Raw genomic sequence first — 15,705 nt, 5'->3', positions numbered from 1 at the left:
CTTGCGCCCGTGACCCTCTGGAGTTGACCTGATGAATGTGCAGAACCCGAACCCCACGCAATCCTACCCTGTATCCATGCTGCCGGCGCATAAAGCTGAAGATCTAACAAAAGGTGGAAATCTGGCTCATATTGAGCTGGGTGATCAGCTTTACACCCTGCGCATCACCCGCGCTGGCAAACTGATCCTGACGAAATGAGCGCGCGTTTTGCCCGCGGCGGGGCTACCGTTGGTCGACTGACAGACCTTAGCCCTATTGAAGCCAGCGCGGTTCTGTACTTGCGGCAGTGGAGCGATGCAGCGTTGGCGCGCGCAGATGGTTTGGCGCAAGAATCCGATCAGGACAGCGTTGCGATGAGTGTTATGGATCGCTTGTGTTCACTCTGCGCTCATCACGGCAGACGCCCGTTGATCCGTCATGGACTAGGGTGTTCTTGTCTGGGCGCGGATGAGAACTGTTTCGCGCAGATGATCGCCGCAGCCTCGGAAGGTGCGCGTGAAGACGCAATGATGTTGGCGGCGCTTATCGTCCGTCCGGATTTCGCGCCCGCCCTTGCTGCCTTGTCCGAGGAATTGGCGCTGGCATTGCGTCGCATGTCAGTCGCGGCGCCGCTACCTTCGACCGGCCACGTAACCCCCTCTGCCGTGTTGCATTAACAGCTCGGTCAGGCTCAGACCCCCGTCCCAGTCAGGCCGGGGGTTTGTTCATTCAGCAACACCTGCAACCGGCATGGTGGTGATCGCAGGCGGGGGCAGGGGCATAGTCACCGACCTCGGTCAGCACATCGCGCAGCGCCCACAGGATCATGTCGACATCATCGGCCTCGATCGTCAGGGGTGGGCGGATTTTCAGGATGTTGTCCTTGGGCCCTTCGCTGCCAATCAGAATGCGGTGATCGCGCATCCGGTTCTTGACGTATTTGCAAATCTCGGTGCTCTCGGATCCGTCGGGGTTAATCAATTCGACGCCCAGAAACAGGCCCATGCCCCGCACGTCGCCGACACAGCCGAAATCAGCCTCGATCGCGCGAAGGCCATCCATCAGCCGCGCGCCCATCACGCGGGCGTTGTCCTGCAGCCCTTCGTCATCGACGATATCCAGAACCTCTTTCCCGATCCGACAGGACAGGGTCGATCCGCCAAAGGTCGAGAAGAACTCGATCCCGTTGTCAAAGCTTTGGGCGATTTCTTTGGTGGTGACCAGCACGCCCAGAGGGTGCCCGTTGCCGATGGGTTTGCCCATGACCACGATATCGGGCAGCGCGCCCTGGTGCTCGAAGCCAAAGTAATACTCACCCAGACGCCCCAGCCCGGTCTGCACCTCATCGGCGATACACACCCCTCCGGCGGTGCGGATTTTTTCGTAGACTGCGGGCAGATAGCCTTTGGGCGGGATGATCTGGCCCCCGACCGAGGGGAAGGTCTCGGCGATGAAACCGGCGATGCCGTGGCCCTTGTCTTGCAAGGCGGCAATCGCAGGGTCCACAAGATCCGCGAATTTTGTGGCGCGGTCGGGATCGTCGCGCTTGAACGATCCACGATAGTCGTCGGCCACTTCAACCAGTTCGACCCAATCCGCCTGACCTACGCCGCCGGGTTTGTTGAACTTATAGGCCGAGATCGCGACCGCCGCATTCGTATTGCCGTGATAGCCGTGATCCGGTGTCACGATCCCCTTGGCCCCGGTATGGGCGCGGGCCAGCCGCAGGGCCAGTTCATTGGCCTCGGTGCCGGAATTGACGAAGAAACAAACCTCAAGATGGTCGGGCAGTTTCGACAGCACCTTATCGGCAAATTCGGTCTGCGCCGGATGCAGATAGCGCGTGTTCGAGTTCATGCGCCTCAGCTGATCCGCCGCCACCGCCTGAATGCGCGGATGCGCGTGGCCCACATGGGGGACGTTGTTATAGGCGTCCAGATAGGGGCGACCCCATTCATCGAACAGGTGGTGTTTCCACCCGCGCACCAGCATGACCGGGTCGTCATAGGTCAGGCTGAGATTGCCGCCAAAATGGTCCTGCCGCCCCTGCAGGATCGCTTGTTTGTCGGTCGGTTGATAGAACACCTTGTCATCAGGCAGGTTCAGCAGGGCCGCCGGGTTCGGGCAAACCGCGTTCCACAGCTCCATCTCATCGGGGTCACCAACGCCGGGCCAGTCGCTTTGCATCCCGTCCGTGGTCATAGCCAGCTGGAAATGCACATGCGGGGCCCAGCCGCCATTCTGTGTGGCGTCCCCCAATCGCGCGAACGCCGCGCCCTGCGCCACCGGATCACCGGGTTTCAGCCGATCACAGACCTCGGGGTCCAGATGACCATAGAGCGTATAGAACGCGTCCCCTTCGGGCGTTTCGTGATGCAGGATCACCACGCCGCCATAGTCCAGGTGGGTGTCGCGGTTTTCCACCGCCTCAACCCGTCCGCTCATCGGCGCGTGCAACACAGTGCCCGCCTGGGCGAACACATCCACCGCCAAGTGCACCGTGCGCCGGTCCGAGGCCTTCCACGGCCCCTTGCGGAACCCCGGCTCGGCATAGATCAGGCGCGGCTCATTGTAGTAACCCAGCCACAGGCCCTCGCCATATTCCTCGCCCACGCGGGCGGCCTCGGCCAAGGGCATGTGGAACGGGTTTTGCGGCCAGACGCAGTTTTCAACCGACAGCGACCCCATCGGCGCATCACCCAGATCCTGTCCGAACATCGGCGCGAACTGACCGCGATGGGCGGCCAGATAGGCGTGGACACGTTCGCCCCCGTCGGTCACAGGCAACCCGCAGGCCACACGCAGCCGCGCCGCCATTAACCCGCCATTGACGGAAGCGTTCTCAAGAAATCGCCAGGCGGGGGCCTGGCTGATGGTCACATATGGATCATCGGGATTGTCGATCGCCATCAGGGTCGAGTTCACCACCGACACCGCCAGCCGCATCCGCAACAGCGGCCAGATCAGATCAACCTCATCCGTGCGCAAGCGGTTCGCGGCGTGATAGCCTTGCACCAAGGCGGTCAGCGCGCGTTCGGGCTGAGGATGGTCCAACACGATATACGCCCCCGCAATCGCCAGATCACAGATACGGGGTGCCGCGCACATATCCCCCAGATCAATCAGGCCCGAGACGCTCTGCCGCTGGCCCATCTCACCCTCGACCAGAATGTTATAGTCGTTGGCGTCATTGTGGATGGCTTGTTTGGGCAATTCCCTCAAAGACGCCTTGATCGCATCAAACCCGGCACAAACCTCGGCCAGCAATGCGCGCCGCGCGGGATCAGAGATCGCCTCAAGCTGATCCGCGATCCAACCCGCCTGCATCATGTCCCACTTGAAATCCCCGCGCTGCAAGCCGCCATGGGCAAACCCTTCCAGCGCCCGGTCGGTCGCCCCCAAAACGCGGCCCAGCTTCAGGATCAACGCCTCGGATTTCGGCGCGGCCTTGGCATAGCACTCGCCGGGCAGACGCTCCAGCAACCAGACCAGCCGGGGCTGTCCGTCCTGATCCGCAATCTCGGGCAGCAGACGGCCGTTCAGATCAGGGAAAACCTTGGGAAACGGCAGACCCGGCGCCTCAGCCGCGATATGCTCCAGCGCCTTGACCTGCAGGTCGACGAATTCGGCCTCGCACCCTGCGCGCATAACCTTCAGCACATAATCCTGACCATTGGTGGCATGGACCATGAAATTCAGGTCATATTCCCCATCCAGCCGCGTCAGCTTGGCCTCCAGGCCCCAATGCTGGCGCAATGCATCGGCCCAGAACTGCGTCATGTTTTCCATTCCCAAACCTGCCCCGTTTGCAAACGGGATCCCCTTCATCTGGCTAAAAATATCCTCGGGGGGAATCGCGCCTCGGCGCGATGGGGGGCAGAAAGCCCCCCTGACCCGTTACCCCAAAGCGCGCAGCCGCTTGATCAACGAGGACGTATCCCAGCGCCCCCCGCCCAGCTTCTGCACATCCTTGTAGAACTGATCGACCAAAGCCGTCACCGGCAGCGATGCCCCGGTCTCATCCGCGGTATCCAGACAAATCCCCAGATCCTTGCGCATCCAGTCGACAGCAAAACCATGGTCGAAATGATCGTCCAGCATCGTCTCGTAACGATTGGCCATCTGCCAGCTGCCGGCCGCCCCCTGGCTGATCACCTCAACGACCGAGCGCCCGTCCAATCCGGCCTTTTCAGCGAAATGCAGCGCTTCGCTCAAACCCTGCACCAAACCTGCAATGGCGATCTGGTTGCACATCTTGGTCATTTGACCTGCGCCGCTGTCGCCGATGCGGCGGCAGATTTTGGAATAGACCTGCATCACCGGCTCGGCCGCATCATAGGCCGCTTGATCCGCACCACACATGATCGACAAGACTCCATTTTCGGCCCCAGCCTGACCGCCCGAGATCGGAGCGTCCACAAACGCGATACCTGCGGCTTTGCCTGCGTCGTAGAGCTCACGCGTCACCTTGGCGGATACGGTTGTGTGATCGACAAAAATCGCCCCCTCGGACATGCCGTGAAACGCGCCGTCTTCGCCGGTGCAGACCATGCGCAGGTCATCGTCATTGCCCACGCAAGCCATGACAAATTCCGCGCCCTCAGCGGCTTCGCGCGGCGTCGTCCCCATTGATCCACCATGTTGGGCCACCCAGGCCTCGGCCTTGCCTGTGGTGCGGTTATAGACGGTGACATCGTGGCCTGCAGCCTGCAGGTGACCGGCCATCGGATAGCCCATTACACCCAAACCCAGAAACGCGACTTTTGCCATGTGGAGATCCTCTCTGCTGTCCGACAACCACCTAGCGCAGCAGTCCGGAATGTTCAGCAGAGACAAATCAAAGCTACGAGGAAAGGGCAACCCTGTGCTAAGGCTTCCCACCTAAATCTTGAAGGATTGGACAGTCTGGACGGTCATCGCCTGCGCAGGCGTCTACCAGATGACCAAGCGTATCCCGCATCGCATTCAGGTCGGCGATTTTGGCCTCGATCTGCGCCAGATGCGCGCGCGCGACTTTTTTCACATCAGCGCTGGCGCGGGTCTCGTCTTCGTACAAAGCCATGAGGGTCCGGCAATCTTCGATGGTGAATCCCAAGGCGCGGGCGCGGCCCAGAAAGTTCAGCTTGTGCACGTCCTGGCTGCGAAACACTCGGTATCCGTTGTTATCCCTCAGTGGTTTAACCAGCCCGATGTCTTCGTAGTAGCGGATCGTCTTGGCGGGCAGGCCCGTCTGGGTCGAAACATCTCCGATATTCATGAGGTCACCGTCTGAGGTTGGTGTGCTGCCTGCCGTTCGGGCAGGCTGGCCCGCACCCGTCGCAGGCGCAGCGCATTTGTGACAACAAAGACGCTGGACAATGCCATCGCCCCTGCCGCCAATGCTGGGGACAGTAACGGTCCGCCAAAGGGGTACAAAACGCCCGCCGCGACCGGGATCAACACTGCGTTATACCCGAATGCCCAACCCAGGTTCTGGCGGATGTTGCGCATTGTCCGGCGGCTGATCTCGACCGCATTGGCGACGCCGCGCAGATCTCCGGACATCAGAACAACATCGGCCGTTTCAATCGCCACATCCGTGCCCGTGCCGATGGCAATTCCAGTATCAGCAGAGGCAAGCGCAGGCGCATCGTTGATACCGTCGCCCACAAAGGCCAGCGCCCCGAACCGGTCGCGCAGTGCGTTGATCGCTTTTAGTTTGCCGTCTGGCAGAACCTCGGCGGTGACATGATCTATGCCCAGCTTGTTGGCCAAGGCTTGCGCTGTATGTGCGTTGTCTCCTGTGACCATGGCCAGAGTCAGGCCCATCGCGTGCAACCGGTCCAAAGCCTCGGTCGTCCCCGGCTTGATCGGATCGGAAACCGTCAGCAAAGCAGCGGCCCGACCGTCCACTGCAACGAACAAAGGCGTGGCCCCTGCGGTGGCGCGTTGATCTGCCTCGGGCGTCAGCTCAGACAGGTCCACTTCGCCCTGATCCATAAACCGAGGCGACCCGATCAACACCTCGCGCCCTTCGACCACGGCCCGCACGCCCAATCCGGTCAGAGATTCAAATTCGACCGGCTGCAGCAGATCCGAAGGTCCGGCGCGTGTGATCGCGGTGGCAATCGGGTGCTCGGACCGCGCCTCAATCGAAGCGGCCAGACGCAGAACGTCATCGCGGTCGAATCCGTTGACGGTGGTGATGCTTTCCAATTCGGGCCGACCCAGTGTCAGAGTGCCAGTTTTGTCCAACGCAACCACCTTTGCCTGCTGCAACTGTTGCAGCGCGTCGCCCTTGCGGAACAAAACACCCAACTCAGCCGCGCGCCCGGTGCCAACCATGATCGAGGTCGGCGTCGCCAGACCCATTGCGCAAGGGCATGCAATGATAAGGACCGAGACACCGGTGACCAGCGCCATCGGCAGCGCCGGCGCGGGCCCAAAGATCAACCAGACCGCAATGGTCAGCAGTGCAACGACCAGCACGGTGGGAACGAACCAAGCAGTGATCTTATCGACCAACCCTTGAATCGGCAGCTTGGCCCCCTGCGCCTGTTCGACCATGCGAATGACCTGCGCCAGCACCGTGTCGGCCCCGACCCGCGTTGCACGGACGCGCAACGCGCCGGTGCCATTCACCGTGCCACCCACAACCGGGTCGTCTGGTGCTTTGCCGACCGGAATGGGTTCGCCACTGATCATGCTTTCGTCAATGTATGACGTACCCTCCAGCACCACGGCATCCACTGCGACGCGTTCACCGGGGCGGATTTGCAGAATGTCACCCACCACGATCTGGGCAATGGGACGGTCTACAGTTGTACCACCTTGTTCAACCCGAGCCATCTTTGGTTGCAGGCCCACCAATTTGCGGATCGCAGCGCCGGTGCGGCCCTTGGCCCGCGCCTCCATCGCGCGCCCCAGAAGAATAAGGACAACGATGACCGAGGCGGCCTCGAAATACACATTCGCGCTGCCTTGTGGCAGGAGACTTGGTGCGAATGTGGCGACGATCGAGTACAAATAAGCCGCACCCGTGCCTATCGCGACCAGCGCATTCATATCCGGTGCGCGCCGCAACAGGGATGGAATACCCTTTGCGTAAAACACTCTTCCCGGTCCAGCCAGCAAAGCCGTGGTCAGCGCGAACTGGATCAAATAGCTGGTCTGCACCCCAATAGTCTGATGCACCCAGTGATGAAAGGCCGGGACCATGTGTCCACCCATTTCAAGGACAAAGACAGGCAGAGCCAGCGCCGCAGCTATGAGCGTCGTGCGCGTCAATGCGGTGGCTTCTTGCGCTTTGTCCGTAGCGCCCTCATCCACCTGCGCGACATGCGCTGGATAACCCGCATCAGCGCATAGCCTGGCCAATGCTAAGGGATCGCTGGCCCCCTCAACGTACTGAATTTTTGCGCCTTCGGTGGCGAGGTTGACCTGCGCGCTGATCACGGCCGGGTCGGCCTGCAAGATACGCTCGATCCGGCCCACGCACGAGGCGCAGCTCATCCCCTCGATCTTCAGCGATGCTGTGGCTGTTGCGGCGGGATATCCGGCGGCGTCCAGCGCATCGGTTAGCCGGGTGATCGGGCCGTCGTGGGTAACCTGCGCCACTTTGGTTGCGAAATTCACCGAAGCATCGGTCACACTATCCACAGCGCGCAGGGCCGTTTCGACACGTCCCACGCAAGATGCGCATCCCATTCCGGTTATGTTCAGCCTGGTTTCGCGTACGGCTGGCATCCGACTCATCCCGTGTAGATCTTCGTTCCTTTAATGGGGGTTCCAGTCACGGGAAGGTCAAGGGGTTGCGTGGGTTCTCAGCGCATAGCTGCCATGCGTTTGGGGTCAGGGATCTGAAAAAACCTCGAGCAAAAGCGAGTTGTATTGGGCGGGCGGCGCGCTGCGGACAGCTTCCGGAGACGCGAAAAACCCCAGCATCAGAATGGCCACACACATCAACATGCCAAAAAGGCAGAAACTGGCGAGGTTCAGTGTCGAACGCAGCATGATGGTAATCCCTGTTTCCAATCTGAGGGCGGATCGCAATTCGGTTCAGCCCCGTTTTGCCAGTTCCTGTTTTAATTTTTCGTTCTCGGCCTGAAGTTGCGCCAATTGCTGACCAAGCGTGTTCAGGTGGGGGCGCAGTTCGGCTTCGGTAAAGCGAGGTGTGATATGACGGGGGCAGTTCCAGTCCAGCCCTTCGACCCGGATGATCGCGGCGCGTTCTGCAGGCGTTTCAGCACCGTCGGGATAGAGGCTGGCTGCGGCGGCTTCGCCTTCGGTAAACTCGACCCGACCCAGTATTTTCAACCGCCGTTGGTTGGCGTAATCCATCAGGATCATGGCAATCCGGTCGTTTCCGTCCAAATTCCCGCGCGAGATATACTGTTTGTTGCCCGAGAAATCGGCGTATCCGATGGTTGTCGGCCCAAGCACCCTTAGAAACCCGATTGGCCCGCCGCGATATTGCACATAGGGCCAACCGGTCTCGGACACAGTAGATTGGTAAAACCCGTCCCGCGCCTCGATAAACGCTTTTTCCGCCGGGCCGATCTGATGCCCCTGTTGTGGCCCGCCTTCTAGGAATTTGGCATAGGTCTTGGCCGATCCCATTCTTTCCTGATGGGCGCGGACGGCGGGAGTAAAGGTCAGTTCAGAAAAGGCGCGGGGCATGGGTGATCCTTTCTAGAGGCCCAGATCAGACAGGCCGGGGTGGTCTTCGGGTCTGGGGCCTTGGGGCCAGTGAAACAGACGATCTTCTTCGTCAATCGGCAGGTCATTCAGCGAGGCGTGGCGTTTGGCCATCCGGCCATCTTCGGCAAATTCCCAGTTCTCGTTGCCATAGGACCGGAACCACTGACCGCTATCGTCATGCCATTCATAGGCATAGCGTACGGCAATTCGGTTTTCCGTAAATGCCCACAGTTCCTTTATCAGCCGGTAGTCGAGCTCTTTGTTCCATTTGCGGGTCAGGAAGGCGTGGATGTCTTCGTGGCCCGACAGGAATTCGGCGCGGTTCCGCCATTGGCTGTCCTCGGTATAGGCGGGTGTCACAAGATCGGGGTCGCGGCTGTTCCAGCCGTTTTCCGCCATACGGACTTTTTGTGTGGCGGTCTCAAGAGTGAAGGGTGGCAGAGGGGGTCGGCTCATATCTTGGTCTTTCAGGTCAGTGCGGCGGCAAGCAGCGCAAGGGTCAACAGGAAGGGGGCATACTGAGGGGAAAATGGGCTGTTGCGGCGTTTCATCGTCTAGCTCCAGGGTTTACTGATCGGTACATCTTGGAGTTAATGTGTACTGATCGGTAAACTTTTGCAAGTCTCAATTTGAGAAAATTTTTGAATGACCTTTAAAGAGCTATAATTTAAAGGCTTCAGGAGTTGAGTTCCCGGCAATCTTGTCGCGAAATGAAACCATTGTTATGTACTGATCAGTACACTCAGGAGCCGAATTATGCGCCCGAACAAACGCGACGAGCTGGTCCGCAATGCTCTGCAGGTTTTTTACCGGGATGGTTTTCATGCCACCGGTATGGACAAACTGGTGGCAGAGACGGGTGTGTCGAAGACCTCGATGTACAAGCATTTCCGAACCAAAGAGGAATTGATCGTTGCCGCCCTGCGCTTGCGGGATGAGAATTTCCGCAAATGGTTCTATGGCCGGATCGACGCGCTTGCCGACACGCCCGCGCAAAAACTGCTTGCTAGTTTCGATGCCTTGCAAGAGTGGTTTGAAGAGGACGGCTATCGCGGTTGCATGTTCATCAAAGCCGGGGCCGAATATCAGGACAAGGACCACCCCATCCATCTGGAAGCAGCCGAGCACAAACGTCTGCTGCTCGAATATTTCACGGATTTGGCCGGCGACGCAGGCGCTCGCGAGCCTGAAAAGCTGGGATGTCAGATTCTGCTGTTGAAAGAAGGAGCGATTGTCACTGCTGTTCTGCTGAAAAGCTGTGATCCTGCGCGCGACGCCAAGGAAGCAGCCCGGGTGTTGTTGGCGAATGCGCTACCGGTCTGAGGCGTTACGTTTAAAAGACGTTGCGTAGCAAAGCTCTTGGCGCATTGGATTGCCGGATCGCGGGGGTTACCTTCAAGGAAACTGACTTGAGGGGACACGAAATGTCTTTGTTTACGAATTCCGCCAATTGGGTAACCGAAGAGCATCGGATGTTCGCAGAGATGGCGGACCGTTTCATGCAGGATGAATTGGTCCCCAACGCCGAACGCTGGAACGATCAGGGGCAAGTTGATCGAGCGTTCTGGCACAAAGCTGGGGAAATGGGTCTTATGGCCGGGTCGATTTCCGAGGAACATGGCGGTGTCGGGGGCGGTCTTGGTTTCGACGCGGTTACGATGTACGCGCAGGCGTCGCACGGAGATTGTGGATGGGGTTACCCGATCCAATCGATTGTGACCCATTACATCACCGCTTATGGCAGCGAAGAGCAAAAGCAAAAATGGCTTCCCAAGCTGGCTTCGGGTGAAATGGTCGGCGCGCTGGCGATGACTGAGCCCGGCACTGGTTCCGATGTTCAAGGCATTCGGACAACTGCCGAGAAAGATGGCAATTCATACCGCATAAACGGCTCGAAAATCTTTATTACTAACGGTCAGTCGGCTGATCTTATCCTTGTCGCCGCAAAAACGGACAAATCGCTGGGCTCGAAAGGTGTTTCGTTGGTGGCGGTCGAGACCGGAGGCGCGGACGGGTTCCGGAAGGGGCGCAACCTCAAGAAGTTGGGGATGAAGGGCAACGACACGGCCGAACTGTTCTTCGAGGACGTAAAGGTGCCGATGACCAACCTGATCGGCCCTGAAGAAGGGCAGGGTTTTTATCAAATGATGAAGCAGTTGCCGTGGGAGCGTATGACGATTGCGATCATCGCACTTGGCGCGATCGACTTCGCGATTGCCGAGACGGTGCGTTACACGCAAGAGCGCAAAGCCTTCGGTCAGCGGGTTATGGATTTCCAGAACACACGATTCAAACTGGCCGAGTGCAAAACCAAAGCTGAGGTTCTGCGCAGCTTTGTGAATGACTGTATCGCTCGGCTTGAAGCTGGAACGCTGGACGCAGCGACGGCATCGATGGCCAAGTATTGGGGTTCTGAGGTGCAGAACGAAGTCATGCATGAATGCCTGCAGTTGTTCGGAGGCTATGGGTTTATGATGGAGTACCCTATCGCGCGCCTCTACGCCGATGCGCGTGTTCAAATGATCTATGGTGGTACCAATGAGATCATGAAGGAACTCATCGCACGTTCCCTGGACACATAAAGCCCGACGGGATACTCCCGCCCGTCGTCGACGTTTCTGAAGAAACATCTCCTTCCGTTGGGCCGGGCAGGCGCGGGCGCAGCCCGCGCCTGCCCGGCCCCTGCCGTCCGCAGGACGCAAGGCCGGAGGCCGCGCAGTTGTTCTCGGTAAGTCTTGTCTATTGGTTCAGGCTAAAGAGATTTGATCCTGTAGCCATGTTCGAAACGAGCGGAGCGGTTCAGATTCCGCTCGGGATTGGGGCCAGACAAGAAAAAAGTCGCCAAGGCTGACACTCGGGCCGTTCCATGCAAGCACCAGTTTGCCTGTTTTCAAGTCGTTTTCGATCAAATAGGTCGGTAGCAGCGCGACCCCCAGCCCGTGAATTGTCGCCTGACCCATCGTCGAAAACTGGTCAAACAGCATGCCAGAAATACCGCTAACGGACCGACCTTGTACAGCGAACCACCTTTCCCACGCATCTGGCCGCGTTTCCAAGTGCAGCAAGGGTGCACTCAAAAGCCAGTCGGGGTTGTCGTTCTGTGTCGGAAGCAGATCTGGCGCGCAGACCGGCAGAACATCTTCCCGCATGATCGGCAAGTAATTCACACCGGCCCATGTCCGTCCGCCAAAGTGAATCGCCGCGTCAAAGTGTTCGTTTTCAAACTCAAACGGTCTAAGACGCGTGTTCAGGTTTACCGTGACTTCGGGGTGTTTGCGGGCGAAATCCTGAAGGCGCGGGGCCAGCCAGTGCATCCCGAACGCTGGCAGAATCGACAGATTGAGTGAGCCGCCGGTCGGGTTGGCCTTCAGCTTCAGAGACGCCTGAGCAAGCTGACTCAGACTGGACCGGGCGACCTGAACATATTCTTTTGCTGCGGGCGTCAGGTTCAGTCGCATCTGGTTGCGTTGAATCAGATCGACGCCCAGTTGCTCTTCCATCGCCTTGAGTTGTCGACTGATCGCGCTTTGGGTCAACGACAGCTCTTCGGCTGCAGCCGAGGCGCTGCCCAGCCGGTCTACCGCTTCCAAAGCCAGAAGCGACGGGATTGAGGGTAGGAAACGACGGGGCGCGATCATATGATAAATCCTCATACCTTTGGGAGGGAATATCACTGGCATTTGCGCTGCGCCAGCCCGATACACATCACAGGCATTTCCTTTGCTTAAGCTGCTGAATGCCTGCAAGAAGGGGGCGCCGTATTTCTGATGTTGCCGCCAGGTTGAACCAAAAGGACCCGCAAATGGATCGCGCGCAGATCGTTCATGAGAATTTCCTGACCCGTGTGGCGCAACACGACTTCCCCCATGGTGCTCCTCCTCAGTCGGGACTGACTGCGCCCGAAGCGGTATCTCTGTTTCGCTCGCAGGTGCTAAGCCGGGCGCTGGATCGCACCAGCCGCGCAATGCAGAAGGCTGGGCAGGGGTTCTATACCATCGGCTCATCCGGGCATGAGGGGATGGCGGCTGTGGCCCATGCACTGCGCCCCACGGATATCGCCTTTCTTCATTACCGCGATGCCGCGTTTCAGATCGCGCGGGCCGAGCAGGTGCCGGGCCAGCAGATCGCATGGGACATGCTGCTGAGCTTTGCGTGTTCCAGCGAAGATCCGACCTCGGGCGGACGGCACAAGGTGCTGGGGTCCAAGGCACTGACCATCCCACCGCAGACCTCGACCATCGCCAGCCATCTGCCCAAGGCGGTGGGCGCGGCCTATTCCCTAGGTGCGGCGCGGCGGCATAACCCCGAGCATCGTGAATTGCCCGAGGACGGCATTGCGATGTGTTCTTTCGGCGACGCCTCGGCCAACCACTCGACCGCGCAGGGGGCGATCAATACGGCGGGCTGGACCAGCGTGCAATCGACGCCGCTACCGCTGTTGTTTGTGTGTGAGGACAACGGGATTGGTATCTCGGTCAAAACGCCCAAAGGCTGGATACAGGCGTCGATGGAGCATCGCCCCGGCATTCGGTATTTTCAGGCCAACGGGCTGGATATCTACGAGACCTATGCCGTCGCGCAAGAGGCCGCCGATTATGTGCGCACCCGCCGGAAACCTGCCTTCCTGCATTTGCAAACCGTGCGCCTTTACGGCCATGCAGGCGCTGACGTACCCACCACCTATATGCCTAAATCCGAGGTCGAAGCTGATGAGGCCAACGACCCCTTGCTGCATTCCGTGCGCCTGCTGGATCAGGCCGGGGCGTTGTCGCCGGATCAGGCGCTGAAGATATATCAGGACACTTGTGCCCGCGCCGATCGCATCGCGGCCGAGGCCGCCTCGCGCCCGCATCTGAGCAGCGCCGCCGAGGTCATGGCCAGTCTGATCCCGCCCAAACGCGACTGCAAACCTTCGAACGGCCCCGGCGCACAGGCGCGCGCAGATACGTTTGGCGGGGATATGCGGGCGATGAACGATCCCCAACCCATGAGCCGCCTGATCAACTGGGCGCTGACCGATCTGATGCTGGAACATGGCGAAATCGTCTGTATGGGCGAGGATGTGGGCCGCAAGGGGGGCGTCTACGGCGTCACGCAAAAGCTGCAACACAGGTTCGGGCCGGACCGGGTAATCGACACGCTGCTGGACGAGCAGTCTATTTTGGGGCTGGCGATTGGCATGGGTCATAACGGGTTTGTGCCGATCCCTGAAATCCAGTTCCTCGCCTATCTGCACAATGCCGAGGATCAGATCAGGGGTGAGGCCGCGACGCTGCCGTTTTTTTCGAACGGCCAATTCACCAACCCTATGGTCGTGCGGATTGCTGGCTTGGGCTATCAGAAGGGGTTTGGCGGGCATTTCCACAATGACAACTCGCTGGCCGTGCTGCGTGACATTCCGGGGGTGGTCATAGCCTGCCCCTCGACCGGGGAAGACGCAGCGCAGATGCTGCGTGAATGCGTCCGGCTGGCGCGCGAGGAGCAGCGGGTGGTGGTGTTTCTGGAACCCATTGCGCTTTATCCCATGCGTGATCTGCATGAGGCGCAGGATGGGGGCTGGATGACGACTTATCCCGCGCCGGATCGACGGATCGCGTTGGGTGAGGTGGGGGTGCATGGCGACGGCACCGATCTGGCCATCGTGACCTATGGCAATGGGCATTACCTGTCGAAACAGGCGCTGCCCGAACTGCAGGCGGCGGGGCTGAATGTGCGGATCATTGACCTGCGTTGGCTGGCCCCCTTGCCGGTCGAGGCCCTGCGCGAAGCCACCAAAACATGCGCGCATGTCCTGATCGTCGACGAGTGCCGCCGCACTGGCAGTCAATCCGAGGCGCTGATGACTTTCTTCGTCGAAGAAAGTCCGACCACCCCAACCGCCCGCGTTGTGGCCGAGGACAGTTTCATCGCCACCGGCCCGGCCTATGCGGCGCCTTTGCCGTCGAAAGACGGGATTGTTGCCGCCGCGCTGACCCTGACCGGAGGTCGCCAATGACCCGCACCGCTGTTCTGATCTGTCCCGGTCGAGGTACCTATAACAAGCCCGAGCTGGGTTATCTGCACCGTCACCACGCGCAGCGGATGGACCTGTTTCACAGCTTTGATGCCCTGCGTGCCGAGGCGGGGCAGCAGGCCGTGACCGCGCTGGACGGGGCCGACCGGTTCACGGTCAGCACCTATTCGCGCGGGGATGTGGCCTCGGCTCTGATCTATGCGGCGTCTTTCGCGGACGCGCAGGCCGTGGCTGATGATATCGAGGTTGTTGCGGTCACGGGGAACTCGATGGGCTGGTACAGCGCGCTTGCTGCGGGCGGGGCGCTGTCGCCGCAGGACGGGTTTCGTGTGGTGAACACCATGGGCACGCTGATGCAGGATCACCTGATCGGCGGGCAACTGGTCTATCCGTTCATCGGTGACGACTGGGTAAACGACCCTGCTCGGAAGGAGGAGTTGCTGGCCGAGGTCGCGCGGATCAATGCGCAGGAGGGCCACACGCTTGGCCTGTCGATTGATCTGGGCGGAATGCTGGTTCTGGCCGGGGATGAGGCGGGGCTGGCCGCGTTCGAGGCGTCTCAGCCCGCCCTGCAGGACCGGTTCCCGATGCGTCTGGCCAATCACGCCGCGTTTCACACGGCGCTGCAAGCCCCGGTCGCCGCCGAGGGCCGCGCGCGGTTGGGGGCCGACCTGTTTGGCCAGCCCGAGCGCCCTCTGATCGACGGGCGCGGCAAAATCTGGTGGCCTGCAGCGACGGATACGCAAGCGTTGTGGAACTATACTTTAGGTCACCAAGTCACCGAACCTTATGACTTCACCCGCGCCATCCAGACCGCAGCGCGCGAATTTGCGCCGGACCTTTTTATCGTTGCCGGACCCGGGGCAACCCTTGGGGGCGCAGTGGCACAGTCTCTGGTATTGGCGGATTGGCACGGCTTGGCGGACAAACCCGCGTTTCAGGCGCGGCAGGACGCGCAACCCTTCCTGATTGCCATGGGCCGCGATGATCAGCGCGCACTTGCAACCGGCTGACACAGTCTTGATGATCTGCG

Annotated in this window: 14 protein-coding genes; 6 read left to right on the top strand and 8 right to left on the bottom strand. The window is 60.0% G+C overall.

Annotation, left to right across the window (positions count from 1 at the left end; all coding sequences use genetic code 11):
* Nucleotides 1-31 precede the first annotated feature (31 nt).
* Together J7380_RS07685 and J7380_RS07680 are read left to right on the top strand one after the other, a co-directional pair.
* On the top strand, nucleotides 32-199 hold the full coding sequence (locus J7380_RS07685; protein ID WP_209195209.1) for a hemin uptake protein HemP: 168 nt from the start codon (nucleotides 32-34) through the stop codon (nucleotides 197-199).
* Entirely contained in the window at nucleotides 196-657 is a 462-nt protein-coding gene (locus tag J7380_RS07680; RefSeq protein ID WP_209195208.1) for a hypothetical protein, read from the top strand. Before J7380_RS07685 ends, J7380_RS07680 begins: the two co-directional genes overlap by 4 nt.
* Nucleotides 658-709: 52 nt before the next feature.
* Here J7380_RS07680 and J7380_RS07675 read toward each other — a convergent pair whose 3' ends face one another.
* The 7 genes from J7380_RS07675 to J7380_RS07645 form a co-directional block, all read right to left on the bottom strand.
* Nucleotides 710-3,769 (bottom strand): aminotransferase class III-fold pyridoxal phosphate-dependent enzyme, encoded by a 3,060-nt coding sequence (locus tag J7380_RS07675; RefSeq protein ID WP_209195642.1) that lies wholly within the window; start codon nucleotides 3,767-3,769, stop codon nucleotides 710-712.
* Nucleotides 3,770-3,877: 108 nt separating this feature from the next.
* Entirely contained in the window at nucleotides 3,878-4,750 is an 873-nt protein-coding gene (locus tag J7380_RS07670; RefSeq protein WP_209195207.1) for an NAD(P)-dependent oxidoreductase, read from the bottom strand.
* 97 nt (nucleotides 4,751-4,847) lie between these two features.
* Entirely contained in the window at nucleotides 4,848-5,237 is a 390-nt protein-coding gene (cueR, locus tag J7380_RS07665) for a Cu(I)-responsive transcriptional regulator (RefSeq protein ID WP_209195206.1), read from the bottom strand.
* Nucleotides 5,234-7,705 (bottom strand): heavy metal translocating P-type ATPase, encoded by a 2,472-nt coding sequence (locus tag J7380_RS07660; RefSeq protein ID WP_209195205.1) that lies wholly within the window; start codon nucleotides 7,703-7,705, stop codon nucleotides 5,234-5,236. The genes cueR and J7380_RS07660 overlap by 4 nt, the downstream gene beginning before the upstream one ends.
* A gap of 105 nt (nucleotides 7,706-7,810) precedes the next feature.
* Nucleotides 7,811-7,972, bottom strand: coding sequence for a hypothetical protein (locus J7380_RS07655; RefSeq protein ID WP_170353376.1), 162 nt, complete (start codon nucleotides 7,970-7,972; stop codon nucleotides 7,811-7,813).
* A 45-nt stretch (nucleotides 7,973-8,017) separates the two neighbouring features.
* Entirely contained in the window at nucleotides 8,018-8,638 is a 621-nt protein-coding gene (locus tag J7380_RS07650) for a pyridoxamine 5'-phosphate oxidase family protein (protein ID WP_209195204.1), read from the bottom strand.
* Nucleotides 8,639-8,650: 12 nt separating this feature from the next.
* Nucleotides 8,651-9,115 carry a nuclear transport factor 2 family protein gene (locus tag J7380_RS07645; protein ID WP_170751567.1) on the bottom strand — a complete coding sequence of 155 codons (465 nt, stop codon included), beginning with the start codon at nucleotides 9,113-9,115 and terminating at the stop codon, nucleotides 8,651-8,653.
* A gap of 300 nt (nucleotides 9,116-9,415) precedes the next feature.
* Between J7380_RS07645 and J7380_RS07640 the strand changes: the two genes are divergently transcribed.
* Together J7380_RS07640 and J7380_RS07635 are read left to right on the top strand one after the other, a co-directional pair.
* Nucleotides 9,416-9,982 carry a TetR family transcriptional regulator gene (locus J7380_RS07640; protein ID WP_209195203.1) on the top strand — a complete coding sequence of 189 codons (567 nt, stop codon included), beginning with the start codon at nucleotides 9,416-9,418 and terminating at the stop codon, nucleotides 9,980-9,982.
* Nucleotides 9,983-10,083: 101 nt separating this feature from the next.
* The gene (locus tag J7380_RS07635; protein WP_209195202.1) at nucleotides 10,084-11,241 is read left to right on the top strand and encodes an acyl-CoA dehydrogenase family protein; all 1,158 of its coding nucleotides are present in this window, start codon (nucleotides 10,084-10,086) and stop codon (nucleotides 11,239-11,241) included.
* 165 nt (nucleotides 11,242-11,406) lie between these two features.
* On the opposite strand, the gene J7380_RS07630 is transcribed toward J7380_RS07635, so the two are convergent.
* Entirely contained in the window at nucleotides 11,407-12,297 is an 891-nt protein-coding gene (locus tag J7380_RS07630) for a LysR substrate-binding domain-containing protein (RefSeq protein ID WP_209195201.1), read from the bottom strand.
* 164 nt (nucleotides 12,298-12,461) lie between these two features.
* On the opposite strand from J7380_RS07630, the gene J7380_RS07625 reads away from it, so the two are divergent.
* Together J7380_RS07625 and J7380_RS07620 are read left to right on the top strand one after the other, a co-directional pair.
* The gene (locus J7380_RS07625; RefSeq protein WP_209195200.1) at nucleotides 12,462-14,654 is read left to right on the top strand and encodes a thiamine pyrophosphate-dependent enzyme; all 2,193 of its coding nucleotides are present in this window, start codon (nucleotides 12,462-12,464) and stop codon (nucleotides 14,652-14,654) included.
* Entirely contained in the window at nucleotides 14,651-15,685 is a 1,035-nt protein-coding gene (locus J7380_RS07620) for an ACP S-malonyltransferase (protein ID WP_209195199.1), read from the top strand. Before J7380_RS07625 ends, J7380_RS07620 begins: the two co-directional genes overlap by 4 nt.
* The last annotated feature ends 20 nt before the right edge of the window (nucleotides 15,686-15,705 follow it).

The organism is Ruegeria sp. R8_1 (genome assembly GCF_017743815.1).
GTDB lineage: Bacteria > Pseudomonadota > Alphaproteobacteria > Rhodobacterales > Rhodobacteraceae > Ruegeria > Ruegeria lacuscaerulensis_A.
Note: the sequence above shows the minus strand (reverse complement) of the source record. Positions and strands in the feature narration are given on the sequence as shown.

What these genes read in the sequence shown, in the direction of transcription:
- J7380_RS07650 (WP_209195204.1), bottom strand. Translation starts at nt 8,638, where the DNA reads ATGCCCCGCGCCTTTTCTGAACTGACCTTTACTCCCGCCGTCCGCGCC.
- J7380_RS07635 (WP_209195202.1), top strand. Translation starts at nt 10,084, where the DNA reads ATGTCTTTGTTTACGAATTCCGCCAATTGGGTAACCGAAGAGCATCGG.
- J7380_RS07660 (WP_209195205.1), bottom strand. Translation starts at nt 7,705, where the DNA reads ATGCCAGCCGTACGCGAAACCAGGCTGAACATAACCGGAATGGGATGC.
- J7380_RS07620 (WP_209195199.1), top strand. Translation starts at nt 14,651, where the DNA reads ATGACCCGCACCGCTGTTCTGATCTGTCCCGGTCGAGGTACCTATAAC.
- J7380_RS07625 (WP_209195200.1), top strand. Translation starts at nt 12,462, where the DNA reads ATGGATCGCGCGCAGATCGTTCATGAGAATTTCCTGACCCGTGTGGCG.
- J7380_RS07640 (WP_209195203.1), top strand. Translation starts at nt 9,416, where the DNA reads ATGCGCCCGAACAAACGCGACGAGCTGGTCCGCAATGCTCTGCAGGTT.
- J7380_RS07630 (WP_209195201.1), bottom strand. Translation starts at nt 12,297, where the DNA reads ATGATCGCGCCCCGTCGTTTCCTACCCTCAATCCCGTCGCTTCTGGCT.
- J7380_RS07675 (WP_209195642.1), bottom strand. Translation starts at nt 3,769, where the DNA reads ATGGAAAACATGACGCAGTTCTGGGCCGATGCATTGCGCCAGCATTGG.
- cueR (WP_209195206.1), bottom strand. Translation starts at nt 5,237, where the DNA reads ATGAATATCGGAGATGTTTCGACCCAGACGGGCCTGCCCGCCAAGACG.
- J7380_RS07680 (WP_209195208.1), top strand. Translation starts at nt 196, where the DNA reads ATGAGCGCGCGTTTTGCCCGCGGCGGGGCTACCGTTGGTCGACTGACA.
- J7380_RS07645 (WP_170751567.1), bottom strand. Translation starts at nt 9,115, where the DNA reads ATGAGCCGACCCCCTCTGCCACCCTTCACTCTTGAGACCGCCACACAA.
- J7380_RS07655 (WP_170353376.1), bottom strand. Translation starts at nt 7,972, where the DNA reads ATGCTGCGTTCGACACTGAACCTCGCCAGTTTCTGCCTTTTTGGCATG.
- J7380_RS07670 (WP_209195207.1), bottom strand. Translation starts at nt 4,750, where the DNA reads ATGGCAAAAGTCGCGTTTCTGGGTTTGGGTGTAATGGGCTATCCGATG.
- J7380_RS07685 (WP_209195209.1), top strand. Translation starts at nt 32, where the DNA reads ATGAATGTGCAGAACCCGAACCCCACGCAATCCTACCCTGTATCCATG.